The organism is Carboxylicivirga caseinilyticus (genome assembly GCF_050589785.1).
GTDB lineage: Bacteria > Bacteroidota > Bacteroidia > Bacteroidales > Marinilabiliaceae > Carboxylicivirga > Carboxylicivirga caseinilyticus.
The window spans coordinates 117,243-136,689 of the sequence record NZ_JBNGOX010000009.1 but is presented as its reverse complement, the minus strand read 5'-3'; the positions used below and the strand labels follow the sequence as shown (position 1 = coordinate 136,689).

12 protein-coding genes are annotated in these 19,447 nt (G+C 35.8%); 1 reads left to right on the top strand and 11 read right to left on the bottom strand.

Going from position 1 to position 19,447, the window contains the following annotated elements; all coding sequences use genetic code 11:
- Positions 1 to 117 precede the first annotated feature (117 nt).
- From ACRD62_RS07050 to ACRD62_RS07040, 3 genes are all read right to left on the bottom strand, one after another.
- The gene (locus ACRD62_RS07050; RefSeq protein ID WP_430819430.1) at positions 118 to 1,965 is read right to left on the bottom strand and encodes a galactose-binding domain-containing protein; all 1,848 of its coding nucleotides are present in this window, start codon (positions 1,963 to 1,965) and stop codon (positions 118 to 120) included.
- 105 nt (positions 1,966 to 2,070) lie between these two features.
- Positions 2,071 to 3,783, bottom strand: a complete 1,713-nt coding sequence (locus ACRD62_RS07045; protein WP_430819429.1) for a family 16 glycosylhydrolase — start codon at positions 3,781 to 3,783, stop codon at positions 2,071 to 2,073.
- Positions 3,784 to 3,953: 170 nt separating this feature from the next.
- Complete coding sequence (locus ACRD62_RS07040; protein ID WP_430819428.1) at positions 3,954 to 6,815, bottom strand: two-component regulator propeller domain-containing protein; 2,862 nt, start codon at positions 6,813 to 6,815, stop codon at positions 3,954 to 3,956.
- Positions 6,816 to 7,099: 284 nt separating this feature from the next.
- Here ACRD62_RS07040 and ACRD62_RS07035 point away from each other — a divergent pair, with 284 nt between their 5' ends.
- Positions 7,100 to 9,808, top strand: a complete 2,709-nt coding sequence (locus tag ACRD62_RS07035) for a family 16 glycosylhydrolase (RefSeq protein ID WP_430819427.1) — start codon at positions 7,100 to 7,102, stop codon at positions 9,806 to 9,808.
- Between the two features lie 52 nt (positions 9,809 to 9,860).
- Here the strand turns inward: ACRD62_RS07035 and ACRD62_RS07030 are convergent, their stop codons facing one another.
- The 8 genes from ACRD62_RS07030 to ACRD62_RS06995 all read right to left on the bottom strand — a co-directional run bounded on the left by ACRD62_RS07030 (position 9,861) and on the right by ACRD62_RS06995 (position 19,293).
- Positions 9,861 to 10,214, bottom strand: coding sequence for an arsenate reductase family protein (locus ACRD62_RS07030; RefSeq protein ID WP_430819426.1), 354 nt, complete (start codon positions 10,212 to 10,214; stop codon positions 9,861 to 9,863).
- 168 nt (positions 10,215 to 10,382) lie between these two features.
- The gene (locus ACRD62_RS07025; RefSeq protein ID WP_430819425.1) at positions 10,383 to 12,659 is read right to left on the bottom strand and encodes a glycoside hydrolase family 2 protein; all 2,277 of its coding nucleotides are present in this window, start codon (positions 12,657 to 12,659) and stop codon (positions 10,383 to 10,385) included.
- Between the two features lie 318 nt (positions 12,660 to 12,977).
- The gene (locus ACRD62_RS07020) at positions 12,978 to 14,468 is read right to left on the bottom strand and encodes a methyl-accepting chemotaxis protein (protein WP_430819424.1); all 1,491 of its coding nucleotides are present in this window, start codon (positions 14,466 to 14,468) and stop codon (positions 12,978 to 12,980) included.
- A gap of 29 nt (positions 14,469 to 14,497) precedes the next feature.
- Positions 14,498 to 14,923 carry a substrate-binding domain-containing protein gene (locus tag ACRD62_RS07015; RefSeq protein WP_430819423.1) on the bottom strand — a complete coding sequence of 142 codons (426 nt, stop codon included), beginning with the start codon at positions 14,921 to 14,923 and terminating at the stop codon, positions 14,498 to 14,500.
- Between the two features lie 10 nt (positions 14,924 to 14,933).
- Positions 14,934 to 16,019 (bottom strand): hypothetical protein, encoded by a 1,086-nt coding sequence (locus tag ACRD62_RS07010; RefSeq protein ID WP_430819422.1) that lies wholly within the window; start codon positions 16,017 to 16,019, stop codon positions 14,934 to 14,936.
- 16 nt (positions 16,020 to 16,035) lie between these two features.
- A complete protein-coding gene (locus tag ACRD62_RS07005) occupies positions 16,036 to 16,464 on the bottom strand; it encodes a response regulator (protein ID WP_430819421.1) in 429 nt (142 codons plus the stop codon).
- 226 nt (positions 16,465 to 16,690) lie between these two features.
- Positions 16,691 to 17,323 carry a response regulator gene (locus ACRD62_RS07000; protein ID WP_430819420.1) on the bottom strand — a complete coding sequence of 211 codons (633 nt, stop codon included), beginning with the start codon at positions 17,321 to 17,323 and terminating at the stop codon, positions 16,691 to 16,693.
- Positions 17,323 to 19,293: a sensor histidine kinase gene (locus ACRD62_RS06995; protein WP_430819419.1), complete on the bottom strand. Its 1,971-nt coding sequence runs from the start codon at positions 19,291 to 19,293 to the stop codon at positions 17,323 to 17,325. The genes ACRD62_RS07000 and ACRD62_RS06995 overlap by 1 nt, the downstream gene beginning before the upstream one ends.
- Between the last annotated feature and the right edge of the window lie 154 nt (positions 19,294 to 19,447).

Here is a 19,447-nt window from a genome sequence, read left to right as displayed (position 1 = left end):
CTTTTAGGGGAGGTTTGGTGGGGTATAATGAAAGTAAAGTTACAATTTGAAAGATTCCTTATTTGCAGAATCACTTTTTGGACACCCTCTTTTAAGAATAAACCTATCTGTAACTAACTATTGAATACTAATTTTACGCGTGAAATTTTCTTTGCCTGATATTTTTATGATCACAAGCCCCTTGTTGAAGCCGGATATTTGAGTTTGAGAATTCTTAACCAATTGCGACTTTAGTAGCTGACCATTGGAAGAATATACTTCTATTTTTTGATGTTTCTCAGGATTTAAATTATCAACACAGATGATGCTATTCTGCCCGCTAACTTTAATTGAAGCAGATTGTTTATCTAAAGATGTTGAAGTGCCATTTACCGTCATGTCGATATAGCCACTTATTGAACCATCCTGTACTGTTACTCTGTATGTTCCCGCCGAAGTGGCTGTAAACAGTCCTTCTGTCGAAATATCACCACTATTGTCCACAGACCAAACCGGAGCAATCGGGTAAGGTGTCAAATCGCTATCGTATCCGAAGGCGGATAATTGAACCTGTTCTCCAGCTTCCAGAGTTGTAATATCAGTCGATACAGAGATGGAGTTCAGTGTTTTGGCAACCTGAGGTATCTCTCCATTGACAATCCATTCATAAATACTAATCCCCCAGGGTGTGGTTCGTTCAGTTGCCATCATTCTCACATAACGGGCATTAGCAAAAAATTCGAATGCATCGGTACGAGCAGTTTCGGTGATGTCTGAAACAGAATATACGGTTTGCCAGTTAGTGGCATCAGACGAAATATCAATAGTGTAATCTGCAGCGGAAGCTCCTTCCCATATTATCTCCATAAAATTTAGCAGATACATATCTTCCAGATCGATATAAATCCATTGAGGGGCGCTGTGTTCTGTTTCCCAGCGTGTACCATTGTCACCATCTACAGCCAGTGAAGCAGATTGTACTTCATTGGATGCTACAGCCGTTTTATTGATAGCAATATTTACAGCTTTAACTGTTAAAGTTGTTGATTCAGTAACAGTACCACTAGTTGCAGTTATGGTAAAGGTTCCAACTTTATCGGCTGTAAATAAACCCGTTGTTTGACCAATGCTTCCGTTATTATCAGATGACCAGGCAATTTCGGCGGCAATTTCATCACCAAACTGATCATAGCCTGAAGCTGTAAAAGTTACATCATTACCTAGGGTTGTTTGAGTATCATCAGGACTGATAACTAAACGACTAAGAACCGGATCGCCTTGTACTTCTATTGAGATGGTTCCGCTAATGCTTTCGGATGTAGCTGTAATGGTATACGTTCCCGGTGTTGTGGCAGAGAAGATTCCTTCTTCAGAAACGCTACCACCATTGGACGACCAAACCGGATCAACCAACATTTTTAAATCGAATTGATCGTATCCCATTGCTTGTAACTGAACAGGAGTGTTGGTCTTGATAATGGTTTTCTCAGCGGTTAAATCTATTCTCGACAAAGTTCTGGTTTCGTTTGCCGCCACACCATAGATTTCCAGTTCAAATATGGAGTATCCATAAGTCAGGTTGCGCTCAGTTCCGTAAATACGGATATATCTTCCGGTTCCGTTAACAATCATATCACGGATACCTGCACCCGGATTATTAGTCTCTGAGTATATGGATGTCCAGCTGCCATCGGTGGCATCATCTGATACTTCCACTTCGTAAACCTTTGCCGATGCTGCTTCCCAGTTAATAATTACTTCAGCAATGTGATATTGATCTTCCAGATCAACATAAATCCATTGAGGATCTTCGAAAGCACTTTCCCAACGTGTTTGATCATTACCATCAACAGCAAGAGATCCGTTACCCGATGAAGTAGTTACTGATTTGTTTAATGCCAGATTACTGGGTTCTGCCTTTGCTGAGATAACATAGGCAAAGGTCATTAAAAATGCCGTAGCCAAAAAAATGTACTGTTTTTTCATGAATTGGTATTTAAGTTATGCATACAACACCCTAAGACAAGGTCGATAGACGTCCTTATCGGAATGTTTTTGAAAGAAATTCTGATTATGGAAGGATGGATTGTGTTATTCTGTAATAACCAATGGTTTTACAAGTGACTTTCCTGATCCTTTGGGTTTACATCGGATAAAGTAAATGCCTTGACTGTATCCTTCAAGATTAATGATTTGTGTTGATGATTTGATTTTCTCGGTTCTCAGTTTCTGACCGGCATTGTTGAAAATGCTTATTTCAGATAACAGGTGTTTGTTATCTTCAAGTGTAACGCTGGTTTTAGCCGGATTGGGAAAAAGATTTATATCTTCCGGTTGAATATCATTAACTGCGGTGGTGGAACTTCCATAAACCTCCAGTTCAAATAAGCTAAAGCCCCACTGAGTGTTTCGTTGATTGCATAATATGCGTAAGTACCTTCCGGTTCCACTAAGAGAGATATCATCGGTTTCTCCATCGCCTGATGTTTCGGTGTAAATCGTATTCCAATTAACAGCGTTATCTGAAACTTGAATTTCGTAAGCTGATGCATGCGCATATTGCCATTTCAAAATTACCTGGTTGATATTATAGCTTTTCTGAAGATCGACATATACCCATTCTGGCTGATTCCAGTTGCTGGCCCATCGGGTAGATTCATCACCATCCACACAATATGCAGGAGCATAACTAGCATTCTCCTGCGATGAAGCATAAGCAGGCTTGTTCAATGCCAGATTATCACTTGTATGTTGCGATTCCACTTCTACCGAAAGGCTGTAGGTTTTTTCTCCGCAAGAACCATTGGTTACAACCTGAACATCGCCGGAAGTTCCGGCCCAGTTAACAACTATTTGATTGGTTCCCTGTCCTGAAGTGATAGAAGAACCAACAGGCACTGTCCAATTATAACTGGTCGCACCCGGGGTATCAATACTGTATGTTTTATTTACATCACCTTCAACAACTTCGTTTTCACCTTCAATAAAAGCACTGAAAGCACCCTGATAGACCCTTACATAATCGATGGTGGCACTCATTGGGAATGTAGTTTTAGCATCCGGGTTGCCCGAATAGCTTCCGCCAACACCAACACTTAAAATGATAAAGAATGGTCGATTAAAAGGTCGATAACCATTAATAGGTTCCGAAATGTCGAAGGTGTGATAATTGATATCGTCAATGTACCATTTCAAATATTCCGGTGTCCACTCCAAAGCGAATGTATGAAAGTCATCAGCAAATTTTCCAGTTGGAAGTGTATAGCTTCCCTGATTATAATGATGTCCCCATGATTCCTGAAAATGGGCTGTTCCAATGTTGAAGGAAGGGTCTCCACCTGTATTTTCCATGATGTCGATCTCACCACATTTTGGCCACCAAACCGTTTCATAATCTTCGCCCAGCATCCAGAAGGCAAAACCCAAACCTTGAGTATCCACTCCTTTGATACGGGCTTCGATTCTTCCATATAGAAAGGCCTGTTTTTGATAACTAACCAATCGACCACTAGTATATTGATATCCTGCGTAATTCTCTTTGCGTAATTCCAATACTAATTTGCCATCTTCAATTCTAACGTTTTCATTACGGTTGGTTGCATAATCCAGCTGGCCGGTTCCCCAGCCACCTTGACCGTTGCCAATTTCGTAAGTCCAGTTATTCATGTTTAATGCTGATCCGTCAAACTCATCAGACCAAACCATAGTTTCGCATTGTTGGGCTGTACAATGTTGATTTACCGACACAGATAGCGCAATGAATGAAATAACAAAAGGAATTATTTTTGAGAAATATGATAACATGTTTTTTTGATTTTGTTTCGAAGCAAAGGTGGTAAATGCATAATGAACAACCTTAATTTTCTATACTTTAAAGCTTCTTTTTTGCTACGTTATTATTACGCTCAGTTATGATAGTGATGTCCTTAAATAAATACAAATAAGATATTTAGTATGTTGTTTTGGAATGGTTTTTAATACGTCAGGATGAATTCATTCAGATTTTCGGATGATTCCAGGTTCATTCGTTTACGGATCCTGTAACGTGCCGTTTCAACTCCTCTGACTGTCATGTTTAAAAGTTGAGCCATCTCTTTGGTAGATAAATTCATTCTGAGGTAGGCACACATTTTTAAATCTTTAGAGGTCAGATCGGGAAAATCTTCTTTTAAACGTTTGATAAAATTGTTATGTGCCATATCAAATCGCATTTCAAAATCTTCCCAATGATCATCGGCCAGCTCCTGATCAATAAAATTCAATGTTTTTCCCAATCTCTGTGCTACCTTGTCTGAGGCGATCTCTTTTATTGATTCTACTTTTTCTTTTAATTCTGAAAGTTTTTCGTTTTTGTAAATAACCTTCATGGCCAGGCCTGACAATTCTTCTTTTTTTGATTGCAGATCATTGCGCAACTGTTCCTCCTGAAGTTTTGATTGTTCAAGACTTAATAAGTGTTTTTGCTCGTTTATCAACCTTTCTTTTTCGCGGGTTATACGTTTTGTTCTGATTTTAATAATTAATCCAATCATTAAAACAATAATCAACAGGTACGCGATAAAAGCCGGATAAGTCAGATAGAGCGGTGTGGCAATAGAAAAACGAAAGTTTGCTTCGTTCGATTCTATTCCATAGGTGTTGCGTGCTTTCACCCTGAAAACGTAATTACCCGGTGCTAGGTTGGTGTATTGTTTAAAAGGTTCTTTAACCCAATCGCTCCATTCATTATCAAATCCTTCGAGATAATATTTATATGCCAGATGATTGGTGTTTTCGTAAAAGCCGGTTGCAAAATCAAACTGCAGGCTGTTACTTGCCGGTGCCAGTTCTTGTTTGGCTGTGAGAATAGTGTCGCATAAAAAACGGATACGATCATTGTAAATGATTTCACGGTTGTTTTTCAGGTTACTGACTCTTCGTAAAATAACCTGGAATGGCTGATGAAGCAGTTTGTTTTTTTGCATGTTAAAATAAACCACACCGTCTTTACCGCCAATCAAAACATTCTGATTGGGCAGAATTGTATAGGATTCAAATCCGGGAATATAAAAATCACTTAGCTTGACGAATGGAATGGATTCGATCGAGGTCCTTCCATCCGGATGATTATTTATAATGCCTGCGTTATTGCTACCCACAAACCAAATATTACCCGAAGTGTCCTGTTTCAGCATTCTGCCAATCTTCCAGCCCCATGTATTTCGGGTCAGATCATTATCAATCATAATTGAATCAATATCACTCTGGTAGCGATAAATGCCATATTCTGTTCCAAAAACAATCTTTTGGTTGAATTTAAAAACACTGTTGTAAAAATTGGTGGGTAATCCTTTTGAATTATCGTAGAAATGAAGCTCCTGCAATGAATCCGTATCATAAGAAAGTTTGAGTTTGTAAATGCCTTTATATCCGTGAGCAACCCAGATATAACCCTCATTATCTATTTCCATTACACGGCTTGATTCTTCAAAACCATCAATTAATTTTTCCATATCAAACCATCCATCCGGTTGTTTCTTTAGTACGGCCAACCCTTTGTATGTTCCTGCAATCAACCGCAACGAATCAGAAGGTAACGGAACAACTTTCCAGCCGCCATAAGTAGATATGGTTTGAATGATTTCTCCGTTTTTAACCTGGCTAAATCCACCGTTGTGTGCAACAATCAATTTTTGATCGATAATATTAAGACTCCAGTTAATGTCATCCGATCCTTTTACTCTTGAAAAGGCTGAATGAGAGGACAAAACATTATTTAGATCTTTCATGGCTGCAAATAAGAGTCCTTTGTGAGTGGCCAGGTAGAGCTTATTTTCAAATATTGCCGCATCATACACTTCTACGGGTTCATCGCTGTTGGGTAACAGTCGGGTAAAAGGGGATGCAAGTTCTATAAAATCGATTCCTTTTTTGTTGGCAACCCACAAATTATCGTTTCTGTCGAAGTATAGTGTACTGATTTCATTGCTTTGTAATCCTTTGGTTCGGGTCAGGTGATTAATCACTTCATTGTTTTTATCAATCACAAATAAACCAGCCTGTCGGGTTCCGATGATTAAGTCACCTTGCTTATTTAAACGTGCTGCCGTAATTTGTGCATTTGCAAAATCTACAGAAGGAGTAATGGAAAAGGGTACTAATTGTTTGTTTTTTAATTCAAATAATCCGGCTTGTTGAGTGCCGATTAACCAACTATCGTTTCGAGGTAATACAAAGCGAACCCATGTGTTTTGAAGAACAGAAGTGCCGGGAATTTTATCAAAACCGCTGCCCGTAAATACGAATAAACCTTCTGTGCCTTGCACAATTATTTGATCATTTATTTTAAATGCACTTAGAATTCCTCCACTTAAAGCATAAACAGTTATTTGTTGGTTACGATATATATATAATCCATCCCAACATTGAAATATAACCCTGTCGTCTAATACAAAAGTATTAACGATATCGCCAAAATTTCGAAATTCAGGTGGAGTCTTGTCTAACAAGGAATGAAAAATCAGTCCGTATGGTTGCATGTAATCGATATACCCAAAATCACCCTGTGCACCTACATAAAGACGGTTGTTCCGGTCGATAGCAAGGGACTGAACGTTGGAACGGTTGGAAGGAACCTGAATAACCTCCCAGTCGTTACCATCAAACTCAAGAATACCATAATCGTTGGCAAAGTATAAAACACCGCGTTGATCCTGAACAATGCAATGGTTATTATTAGAAACATGATGGTCTTTTTCGGTGTATCCGGTAATAAAAGGAACCCCAGAGCTAAACTCATCAGCTGATAGGTGATTAAGAATGCAGAACAGGAATACGAGTATAATCGGTTTTTTCATTCGGATACAGAAATACTTGGATATTGTAAAAATAGCTTTTTGGGATATATGCGGTTAATAAAAACGTAATAAAAAAAGGAGCCCAAACAAAGGTTAAAAACATTGAAGTATCAAATAGTCAGCTAAATGTGCTATATTTTTAAATTTGTGACGTAATAATAACGTAGTGCCAAATAGGTTTTGAAGTGGTCAAAAATATGGGGTAATGTAATTCTTTTCTGATTTTTGTATTCATCTATTTCACAAACTGCCAGCATTATTAATCCAAGTTAATTAAAAACAAAATGAAAAAAGTTTACCTCTTTATTTTCGCTTTAAGCTTCACCATAATAGCCGGAGCACAAGGTTATGAATTGGTTTGGGAAGAAAATTTCGACGGAGATGCATTAAACCCTGCCATCTGGAATGTTGAGCAAAGTGAAGGTATCTGGAATACCGGTTCAAACAGCGAATTGCAACATTATACGGCTGACAATGTATCTGTAGGTGATGACGGAAACGGAAATAATTGTTTGATACTTACTGCTAAAAAAGAGAACTACAATGGATATGCTTTTACTTCGGGTCGAATCAATTCAAAAAGTAAGTTTGCTTTTAAATACGGTAAGATTGAAGCTCGTATAAAATTGCCTGATCTGGCCAATGGCTTATGGCCTGCTTTCTGGCTTTTGGGTAATACGCAAGCTGGCTGGCCATCATGTGGCGAAATTGACATATTGGAGGCAGGACATGCTGATGGAATAACCAATAATCAACAAAACACAACTTTTGGAGGTGCACTTCATTGGGAGTACAATGATGGTTATGCCGGTTATGGATATAGCTCACAGGCTCCGACTGCATTGAACAACGATTTTCATACGTTTACCATGGTATGGAGTGCTACTAATATAAGTATGTATCTAGATGGCAGTTCAACACCTTATTACTCAATGAATGTTGATGGAAGTGATGCGGAAGAGTTTCGCGATTATTCAATGTACCTGTTGCTTAATCTGGCTGTTGGCGGTATGTTCCCGGATATCTATAATGAAACCGGGATAACAGCACCCATGCCTGCACAAATGTTGGTGGATTATATCAAGGTGTATCAAAAGACCGGTGAAGGTGAATTGGTGACTTCAATGCCTTTGTATGGTGATCTTGCAGTTTATGCCGATGGAAAATCATACGATAATGCCTTGGACCTTGGGTTTGATGCCACACTTTCTACTTCAGGAGTGACAGCAAGAGCTGGAGAAACAGCAGTTGAAGGTTCTGAAGTATTATCCTATAACGTTACAGCCGGAAATGCTTTTAATATTAATATTTCGTCATCGGCTATTCAGGATTTATCGGCCATATCTTCAACCGGAAGCATTGATGTTTATATCAAAACCAATATTCAGGATGACCTTTTAATAGGATTGGGTGATACAGATGATAAAACCAGTTTAATGACTGTAGGTTCTTCAACGTCTTATAATGTTAGTCGTGATGAAACATGGTCGCGCCTTGCTATTCCATTACAGAGTTTAAGCAATATTGATTTTACAAAAATTGATGATGTTTTTACTTTGCAGGGAACATCCACTACAAATGGTTATCTATCAATTGATAAAATAATACTATCGAATACAACCGCTAATTTTAGTGTATTCGGAATCTTTACCGAAAATCCTTCCATCACTGAAAAGTTCATTATTGATGATATTTCAGGGCATCTGTATATCTGGAATAATACCATGGAAGCCATTGAAGAAGCTCCAACGTATGACGGAAACGATGTGCTTGCATTTACTTCACCGGCTACCAATACCTGGTTTGGTTATGGATTATTCTCTGATGCAGGATTGGATCTTTCACAATTTGCCAACGGTTATTTGAAATTTTCATTACGCACTTCTTCTTCAGCCGATTTTTGGGTAGGAGTAGGCGGAGCAAATAATACAGAAGCTAAAATACATTTTGTAGAAGGTGCTGATCCAAATGGTTTTGTGCGAGATGGTAAATGGCATCAGATAACATTGGCAGTTAGTGATATGGTGGCTCAGGGACTTGACCTTTCTTCATGCGGAAATGTATTTATGCTGGGAGGGGCTCCTTATATTTCTGATATCCTGGTGGATGATATCTTTTTTGCAGCAAATCCTGAAAACATTGGTAATACCGCTTATAATCCAAATTGTGATGCCGCTTTACCAGGTTCTGATGATGCAGGAATAACAGCTGAATATTTTGGTATTTATACAGAAAACTCAAATGTAACAGAGCGTTTTGCCATAGATGATGTAAAAGGTCATATTTATATATGGGAAGGAACATTGTCTGCTTTAACCGGAGGTACTCCTTACGACGGTGTTGATCAGTTATACTTTAAGAGTGGTAATGCCGGGTGGTATGGTTTCGGTATCTTTTCTGATGATGCTTTGAATCTGACTCATTATGCCAACGGAACACTATCCTTATCATTAAAAACTTCTTCAACCAATGATTTTTGGTTTGGAATAGCCGGCGCTGCCGGTACTGAAGGAAAAATTACCTGTAGCAGTACTTCAGGATACAATATCGAAAGAGACGGTGAGTGGCACAGAGTGATTATACCCATGCAGGTATTGGTAGCTCAGGGATTAGACTTGAATGCCTGTGGTAATATTTTTATGCTGGGCGGATCAAGCATCACTGATATAGCCATTGATGATGTGATATTAACAGCCGGAACCACACAACCAAATAATCCTGATGCGAATATCCCAAGTGCAGTAAAAAACATGACAGCTGATCAGGTAAGAATGTATCCTGTTCCGGCTAAGGACATTTTATATATAGAATCTTCAGAATCGATTGAATCTGTTGAGATCATTAATCAGGTGGGTATGATTAGTGTGAGTCGTAAAAATCTTGAAAACAATAGAATTGAATTGCCAGTAAATGATTTGGCAAAAGGAATTTACCTTATCAAAATAAGTTTCAGTAAAGGAGGAAGCGTTGTAAAGAAATTAATAAAAAAATAGTCTGACCCTTTTTCAATATTTAAGCAGCACGTTCAAATGGAATGTGCTGCTTTTATTTTAACGCCATCTTAATTGCTTCAATAGTTTTGGCAGCGTTTCCAATAAATAATTGATCATCAATCTCAAAAACAGGACGTTTTAAAAAAGTGTAATCCAATAATAGCAGTTTCTTATAATCTGCATCCTTCTTAACCGGGTTCTCAGCTAAAGTATCTTTTAGTTTTCGTGCCCGTTTGTTTATCAGAGCCTCATAGCTTTGTGTGTGTTCGAAGAAACTCTCAATTTGCTCTTCTGTTACCGGATTGAATTTGATATCCTGCAATTCAAAACTTTCATCAACACCTACTTCTTTCATTATGCGTTTGCATGTATCACAAGTTGACAGAAAATACACTTTTCGGCTCATAGTCTTTCCTTAGTTTGGTTCGAAAGATAAGTAAAATCAATGCTTCATTCTAATAAAAAAGTTTGGTTCGAAATAGCATAGTGGGGGAACGTACTACACTATCAAGAACCAAACTTCAATTTTATGCTTAATACAATTGGTACTAAGACATTTTATGTAAGAGCCTATTTATTTAATAAGAAGTGTTTTAATTACAGAGTCGGAAATTGGTTTATCCTTACTTACAACTACAAAACCTGCATCAATATATTGGCCTCCATCATTTTGATGACAATGAATAGCAATAACATTTTTGCCTTTAACCAGGGCTTTTTTAGCTTCGTCCGACAACTCAACATTAATATAACCTGAGGTCCAGTTAGGTAAATCAGCAGCTTTTACACCATTGATATAAACCACACCATTATCATCGTGATGAACTCTTAGATATAATTTGCTTAAGTCAAGTTTTGAGATATCGCCCAATTCAAATTCCTGACGAACCCAAATATCTTTTGTTTCCCAAGTTGTACCATTGATGGCTTGAGGAGTACCTGCAGAACCAAAACCACCTTTACCGGTTTTCCATGCTGAAGCATTGAAGTCAGCCTTCATCCAGTTATTTGCTGGTTGCTCAAAAGTATGTTGCCAGCTTCGGTCTTCAACTTCGGCAGTAGGCAAAACGTTATAAACATACTCGTAAATGTTTTTATGAATCACCTTTTGATTGGATGCAAATACTTTTGCCGGATCAACCTTCATGATTCGATCGTAGGTCATGATACCGTTCAACTCAATTTCAACGTCGGTAATTTCGGTGTAGACAGCTGCACTTAAACCATTGTTGGTTTTGAATTTGGTAAGCATAGTTGCAAATTCATCGTACATGTTCAGGTACTCTTCATCCGTCTGAATCATTACATATTGCATCAGGTCATCCGGATTCCAGATATGTCCGTCAATCTGATAACCGATGCCTCCATATTCGCCACATGCAGATGCCTGATATGGGCTATATGGACATGATGGTGGAGGATAGCTATGGTTATCGATTACATCACCATTACCTTCGTGTTGCCACCCACTTGCTTCGTTAACCAAACGAGATGGATCTAATCCTTTTACCAAAGCACAGTATTCTTTCACGTCATGTTGTGCCTGAGCCTCGTTAAAGATAACCCACATCACAATACTTGGTATGTTTTGATGCGTTTCTACCATACGCATTAACTCAGTTGTAAAGGCTTCCTTATTGATTGGCGGTGTTCCAAAAGTATATGAGTTTGGAGATGGCATATCCTGCCATACTAACAGACCCAATTTATCAGCCCAGTAGTACCATCTGTAAGGTTCAACTTTGATGTGTTTACGGCTCATATTGAAACCAAGTTTTTTGGTCATTTCAATATCAAAGCGTAAAGCTTCATCTGTTGGCGCTGTATAAAGTCCGTCAGGCCAGAATCCCTGATCTAATGGTCCCATCTGGAAAGTGAACTTGTTATTCAGGTACAGACGCTGGAATTTGCCATCGAAGCCTAATGATATTTTACGCATACCGAAGTAAGTATCAACCTGGTCAACTACTTTGTCACCATCTTTCAACGTAATTGTCATATCGTATAAGAAAGGACTGTCAGGAGACCAAAGTTTTTGATTCTTGATTTTAATCTCGGTTGGAGCCATTGGTTTGCTGTTGATGGTAGCCACTACTTTGTTGCCATCTTTAACCACAGCTGTATAGTTCAATAATCGTCCGCCTTCAGCTTTAACAGAAAGGTTTAACACTGATTTGTCGATATCAGGAACCATTTTAAAATCAACAATACGCTGTTGAGGAACAGGTTCTAACCAAACTGTCTGCCAGATACCGGTAACCGAAGTGTACATGATACCTTCCGGATTCAACGTTTGTTTACCACGAGGGAAACCTTCTTTTACTGTGGGGTCCCAAACCTTAACAGTTATTGATTGCTCACCTTTGATAAGTGCATCAGTAATATCAAACGAAAAAGGATCATAACCTCCCTGATGAGTACCTACACTTTTATTGTTAATAAAAACTTCACATTGATAATCAACAGCGCCAAAATGAAGCAATACTCTTTCACCATTCCATGATTCAGGTACATTAAATGAACGACGGTACCATAAACGTTCGTGGTGTTCCATTACACCCGAAAGTGCTGATTCAACAGCAAAAGGCACTAAAATATTTCGTTTCAGATTTCCTTTTGGATAAGGCTCATTTTCCCAGGTGCCTGGTTGAAATTGCCACAGCCCGTTAAGATTCATCCATTTTTCGCGAACCATTTGCGGACGAGGATACTCTGGTAATACATTTTCAGGATCTACATCCTTCGCGAATTTTGTCATTAACGGTGCCTGCTTCGATTCCCATTTCTGGGCTTGCAGACCAATTGATGTTAACAACAATGTAATTGATACAAGCAATTGAAATTTTTTCATCACGAGGTTTGTCTCTTCTTATATCAGTGTTAATATGCACTGATACTTTATTTATACTTAAACTATCAATGCAAAAATGAAAAAACCGAAGATGAAGAAATGAAACGATCTGGTCAAAAAAAGATACGGACAAGCCAATCGAGCTCAAAAGTGGATATATATAGAAATTTATGGTTGGAATACATAAATAATTTGGTTAGAGATTAGGTGTCATGATAATCTCACACATTTAATGGAATTGGTAGTTTTGCGAGTAGCAATAATATTGATGAAATTAATTAATCTCAGCGGTTTTAATGTAAACCGCTGAGTATAGATTTAATTAATTTCCGAATTTTCAGTTTTAAAATAAGATACCAAAAGCGAAAGTTTTTTAGCCTGATTTATTAAACCATCAGAAGTTAAGGCCATTTGCTCTGAGGCTGTGGCATTTTGCTGTGCAATCTGACTTAATTGCTGAACGCTCTGATTTACTTGTTCAACACCATTTTTTTGTTCAATACTTGCAGCTGAAATCTCCTGAATCCATAAAGATGTCTTTTTAATTTCAGGAATTGTTTTTGATGTGAGTCTTTCAGAATTTCTTGTGTTATCAAGACTTACCTGAGCCAATCTGGTAATCTCATCTGCTGCAAATTTACTTTTTTCAGCTAATTTTCTTACTTCAGAAGCTACAACAGAAAAGCCTCTGCCATGTTCTCCAGCACGTGCAGCCTCAACTGCTGCATTAAGAGCTAAGATATTGGTTTGAAAAGCTATGTCGCTAATCATATTAATCTTATCAGTGATTGATGTCACTGATTCAAGACTCTCTTCTGCGGCTTGACTAACTTGTGTCATATCATTTGCTGATGAAACAGCAATCTTTTCGGTTTTAACAGAATATTCGGTTGTTTGATCAATATTAGCTACGATTTCCTCCATTGTAGATGAAACTTCTTCCACAGAGGCAGCTTGTTCATTAGAGCCCTCAGCAATTATTTCTGAAGTTCTGTTCAAGTTTGTACTAATATTTGATATTTCAACTACTTCTGATTGAACACCTTTAATAACTTCAGTTAATTTCTTAACTAAGTTCAAAATCGCTCTTGAAATATCACCAATTTCATCCTTTCCCTTTAAATAATTCTCTGGGACTTTAATATTTAATTGTCCTTGCGATAATAATAATAGATTATTTGTGGTTGCTTTGAGTGCATTTACAATTAGCCTTGAAAGGAAAAGAGAAATTGTAATAAATGTGATTAAACTTAAGAACAATACAACCTGAATGATAATAGCTAATTTTTTAGATTGTTTCTCCGTTTTCTCAAAGGCCATACTCATATCATGTTTCGCATTTGATGAAATCGTTGATAAAAGATCTTTAAGAACTGTCAGCTTACTTATCATTCTTTGCATATTCATGCTGACTTCTTCTGAATATTCTTCAGCAATCATACTCTTCGATGTTGTTACAGCCACCTCGTAATATTCATTAAAGAGGATCATTGTACTATCAATCTTTACTTGATTACTTAAACTAGTAATCTTTTTTGCGCTGTCAGCCAATGTTCTAAATTGCTCTGCCAGATCAATTGTTTGATTGATTTTATCCAAATCCTGGGCTGCAACACCATCTTGAAACGCCTTTTGAAGTCCTGTTTGTGTGGAAATTAATTCATTACTTATTTCAATAAATGGGATATGTCCATTTTGAATTGAATCTAACTCCCTTTTACTAATATTATTGCTTCTTTGAGTTACTAGGAAGATAACAGCAACAACAATTATAAAGAGTACAGGAAATAAAAGAATTTTCTTTTTCAACTTTAAGTTATGCAACGTTCTCATAATAATTAATTGCTGATAGTAATTACTTTAACTCCACTTGCATCACTTGAACCTGAAATGTATCCAATTGCACCAGCATTATTTTTTACGTACTCAATAACTTCTTTGTCAGCTCCTTTTTCTACAGGAGCAGTTGCTGCACCTGAGAAAATGGCCTGTTGCCAGTAGCTTCTAATTGCTGAAATCTTTTTGTTATGAACTTCTGTCGTAAATAATTCTCTTGTACTTGAATTAATTGTAAGATCTACGGGAGAAATACCTACACCATTTTCCCATTTTGTTTTTTTCTTTAGAAAGATTTGTGATAGGTCTTTTTTAGAAATTGTAGATACGCTATTAGTGTTGTTAACAATTACTTTATATGATTGTGCTAGTGTTTCTCCGGCAAACACTATTAACATGAAAGTGAATAATAGAATAATTTTTTTCATGATGAAAATTTTAAAAAGAATAAATAAAAGCGAACACTAAACCATTAATATTTTGAGCATCGTGTTGATAGTTAATGTACTCAAGCTTAAATGTTGCTTCAAATATTGGCTTGTATGAAGCGCCGATAGTATATCGGTTAAAATCAATGTCATTGGTTGTTTGGGCTTCAAATCTTGCATATGGTGTAACTTTATTAATCATTTGACTCACTTCAATGAATGAACCTTGTAAATCAATATTGTCTTGATCAATTGTCATATCACCATTCCATAACTCTCCAATAATTCGTGTGTTATTGTATTTAAATCTGAAATTCATTCCATAAGTAATTTTCTCAGATTCCCTATGAATAGTTGCATTCATTGATGGAATATAGATTGGCATTATCTCCTTCTTTGGGATGAAAATACTTGCACCAATTATGGCCCAATCGTTAATCGAAAATCCGGCGTTTCCTCCAAATGCAATATTATATGTGTTGTTATAGCTTGGATCGACAGTGTAAGTACTGTTAACAAGTGTTTTGTAGTAGGCCACTTCGTCACCAAAAAATCCTACGGCACCAGTTTTCATCCAGGTTGTATTGCGATATCCTCCCGCAAAAAGATCATAGTTAAATTTAAATTCTTCTCCAAGAGATCCGTTAATGGATAGACCATCAATGTTTAAAGGGAAAAATTCATGGTTAGATATCAATACAGGAAGAGTAGCACTTGTATTTACCGGAGCATAGTAATAGGTATTCATTGGACTTAGAGGTGTTAAAAATCGTCCTACCTTTAAATTCATTTGATTAGAAGCAGTATATTCAATATTAGCTTCATTTAACATCTGATCAAAACTAAAATCAGGACGATAAACAAATACAGATTTGAACGTTAAGTCCTTTATAGGTTTGTAGTTAGTAAGAAATCCAGCTTCGGACAAGGCTACACCATAATTGTTTTCATAACCTTTTAAATCATCAAAATAATTGAATTCAGTTGAGATGTAACCGGTAATTTTCATTTGAGGCTCCCAAGTTGCTTGTGCAACTATTTGATTTGTTAACATTATTAATGTCACAAAAAAAGAGAAGGCAATAATTCTTTTCATTTTCGTTTAAATTAGTTTATAATTTATTTTGTAATTTCCTGATGGATGAGTGTTTGAAATAGAGACCATTAGTGTGTACTTTTTCAACTGCTTGTTTGAGCTCGGAGTAAACATCCTTTTTTAATATGCAACCTCTGAAACCCGCTTTAATTAGTGCTTCAATATGGTATCTGTCTGAATGTAACGTAATGGCAATGAATTTAATTTCAGTTCTGGAATAGCCATTTAAGAGGTTAAAAGTTGTTTCAATACCATTTAACTTTGGCATATTAATATCCATTAAAACAATATCCGGAATGATTAAAAATCCTTTATCAATAAGACTGAGACCAGATTCTTCTTCCTGAGTAATCGTCCAATCCGTTTCTGATTCTATAAAAAAACGTAATCCTTCCCTGAAGAATTTATTATCGTCTACAATGCTAATTTTTAATGAATTTGACATAGATCATATTTTACGATACAAAGTTGTAAAGTAGAACAGATCCACTATTGAGGGTAAGTAGGTAAAAGGCAGTAAAAAACCACCTAATTATTATAAGGGAAAACCCTTAGAGGCATTAAGAAAAAGCGATGAATATTAGTTAGATATTTAATGCGACATGTTGTAAGTGTCACAATATCAATATTTAGTGAAGATTGGAAGTAAGAATTAAATCAGGATAGATTTCTTATAAAGAGCAATAATTGTGTTTTAGTGCCCAAATTACCAATTGGGCAACGTTCTTTTGGTTTGTTTTTTTTAGTATGTTGGATCGATGTACTTCAACCGTTTTAGTACTTAGAAATAGTCTTTCTGAGATTTCTTTGGTTGACATTCCTTTACAAATTAACTGCAAGACTTCAACTTCACGGGAAGATAACTGATCCGGATCGTCTTCTTTTTTTGAAATGGCTTTGAATGCCATTTTCTTAAGTATCTCTTGAGAAAAATAATTTCCCCCTTTATACACTTCATTAATAGCCTGAGTCAACTCAAATTTTCCTGCTTTCTTTAAAATGAAACCGTGAGCTCCAGCATTAATCATTTGCATATAATAAGAGTCTTCGACAAACATTGTGACAGCTATAATTCTTACCTCAGGTTTTTTGACTTTACAGATCTTTGTTGTTTCAATACCGCTTTTCCCCGTCATATTGATATCCATTAGTACAATATCAATTGTTAAGGATTCTATGGATGAAAGAAACTCATCTCCAGATGAAAAAGTGGCAACAACATTAAAATTATCAACTTGACTTAGCACTAACACCAAGCCTTCAATAAACATTTCATGGTCATCAACAATCGCAATGTTAATCATCAACTAACTTTTGGTAATATAATATTAACGAAAAATCCATTTCCAGGTTTGCTTTTTAATAAAAATAATCCATTAAAGGACTGAATTCTGCTCCGAAAATTTTCCAGTCCCATTCCTTTTCTTGTTACTTTTATTTTATTCGTGTCAAATCCGATACCATTATCCTTGTATTGCAATTGTATTGAGGTGTTATTCTCTATTAATTTGAATGTCACTTTAGTTGCATTAGCATGCTTAAGTGTATTATTGATTAATTCACAAAATAAACGGTAAATAGTTATTTCAATATGCTCATCAAATCTTTCTATTGTATCATGTATAAATTCAATTTGTAATTTTTCGTGTATTGAAAATTTTTCGATGAAAGAATTAATAGCTGCAACAACACCGTAATTAAGCAGAATATGAGGACTGATGTTAAATGAAATCTCAGAAATACTATTCACAGCATCTTCTATCAATATGATTAATTTATTTTTTATCATATTTTGTTGCTCAATATCTTTTGAATCAGATAACGCCTGTGTATATAGTTTTATAGTTGTAAGTAATGGACCAATACCATCATGAAGGTCAGAGGATATTCTCTTTCTCTCATTTTCTTCTGTTTGAATAATTGAATTAAGAACTAAGTTTTGATTTTTTTTCTGATCAGTAATGTCTTTTTCAACAACCATGTAATAATCTGGTCCGAGTACTTTTAATTCTTGTAGGTTCACCATTGTATAAATCGCATCCCTTTTATCTGCAAAGGTGTGTTTCCATTCAAAAGATTGTGGCTGACCAGCTAATGTTAAAACTACTTTCTCGTGTAAAAAAATTGAATTGTTAGATTCATCAAATTCATTGTCTATACTTGTGTATGGAAGTTCGGTATGGCTGTTTATCGTATTCTCAATATTATATAGTTTTTTTGCTACAGCATTACAGTCCACAACAGTTTTTCCATTCATTATTAAAATGGATTCATTTGTTTGTTCAAATAGAGTTCGGTATAACTGTTCTCTTTTACCTAACTCTTCCAGGAAAATATGTTGTTTAGTAACATCTTTAATAATGGATAAGAAATTATAGTTATTCTGATTCTTAATAGCAACAGCTTGAATCTGTATTATAAGTTTATCGTTATTTTTCGTTTTCGTTTCTAAAACAACAGGACCAGTTTCAACACCTGTGAGGGCAATATTCTTTATTTTTTCAATTGTATCATTGTATTGATAGTCAAGTATTTTAAAGAGGTTGTTATTGATTAATTCATGTCTTTCAAAACCCGATATCTTAAGAATTGATTGGTTGACTTCCAAAATTCTGTGATCTTCTGATGAAAGAATAAAACCATCGAAACTGTTATTGAATAAAGTAAGATAATTGTGTGCCTGTTGAACAGCCAATGTTTCAGCTGTTTTTCTATCATTTATTTCCTGTTTTAACTTTTCGTTTAGTTCAACAATCTCATCAATATTTGACTCAAGTAAGGCTATATTTTTTTTATTATTTGCAAAAACATAAAAGATTAAAGTTGTCATAAAACCAATAGCAAGCATGTTGTTGCCAATTCGCATAATTATAATCGCTATGTCGTTGTGGTAATTATCTGCATTATAATAAAATGATATGATTTTATAATGAAATAATATTGGAAAAGCTATAAATAATATCACCACAAAAGATATAATTAAAATGGATGTTTTTGGAGGTGATGTTAGAACATAGTAGGTAATAAGAACTATGAAAATACTTGACATAAATTCAATATTGGCCATGTAAACTGCCTTTAAAGCAAAAAAGAACATGATGATGACCAGTAGAAATCTTTTTATTTTATAAGGAACTTTCTTAAAAAAGAGTGTGTGTAGAATAAGTATAACAATTAAAATAATATTAGAAATTGTAGATAGTGGATGATAAAAATTACTTTGACGATTTATAATATGTATATATATTATCAGAGGTACAACTAAAATTGTCAAGGAAATTAAGCCAATATTGGTTATTCTTTTGTTAAACTCAATATCCTGGATATTGTTTTTATCTTTTAAAAGACTTCGAAGTTTCATTTACGACTGATTGGTTAATAGATGGCGAACAGTCCTCATGCACAAATAATTGAGTTAAAATTACATT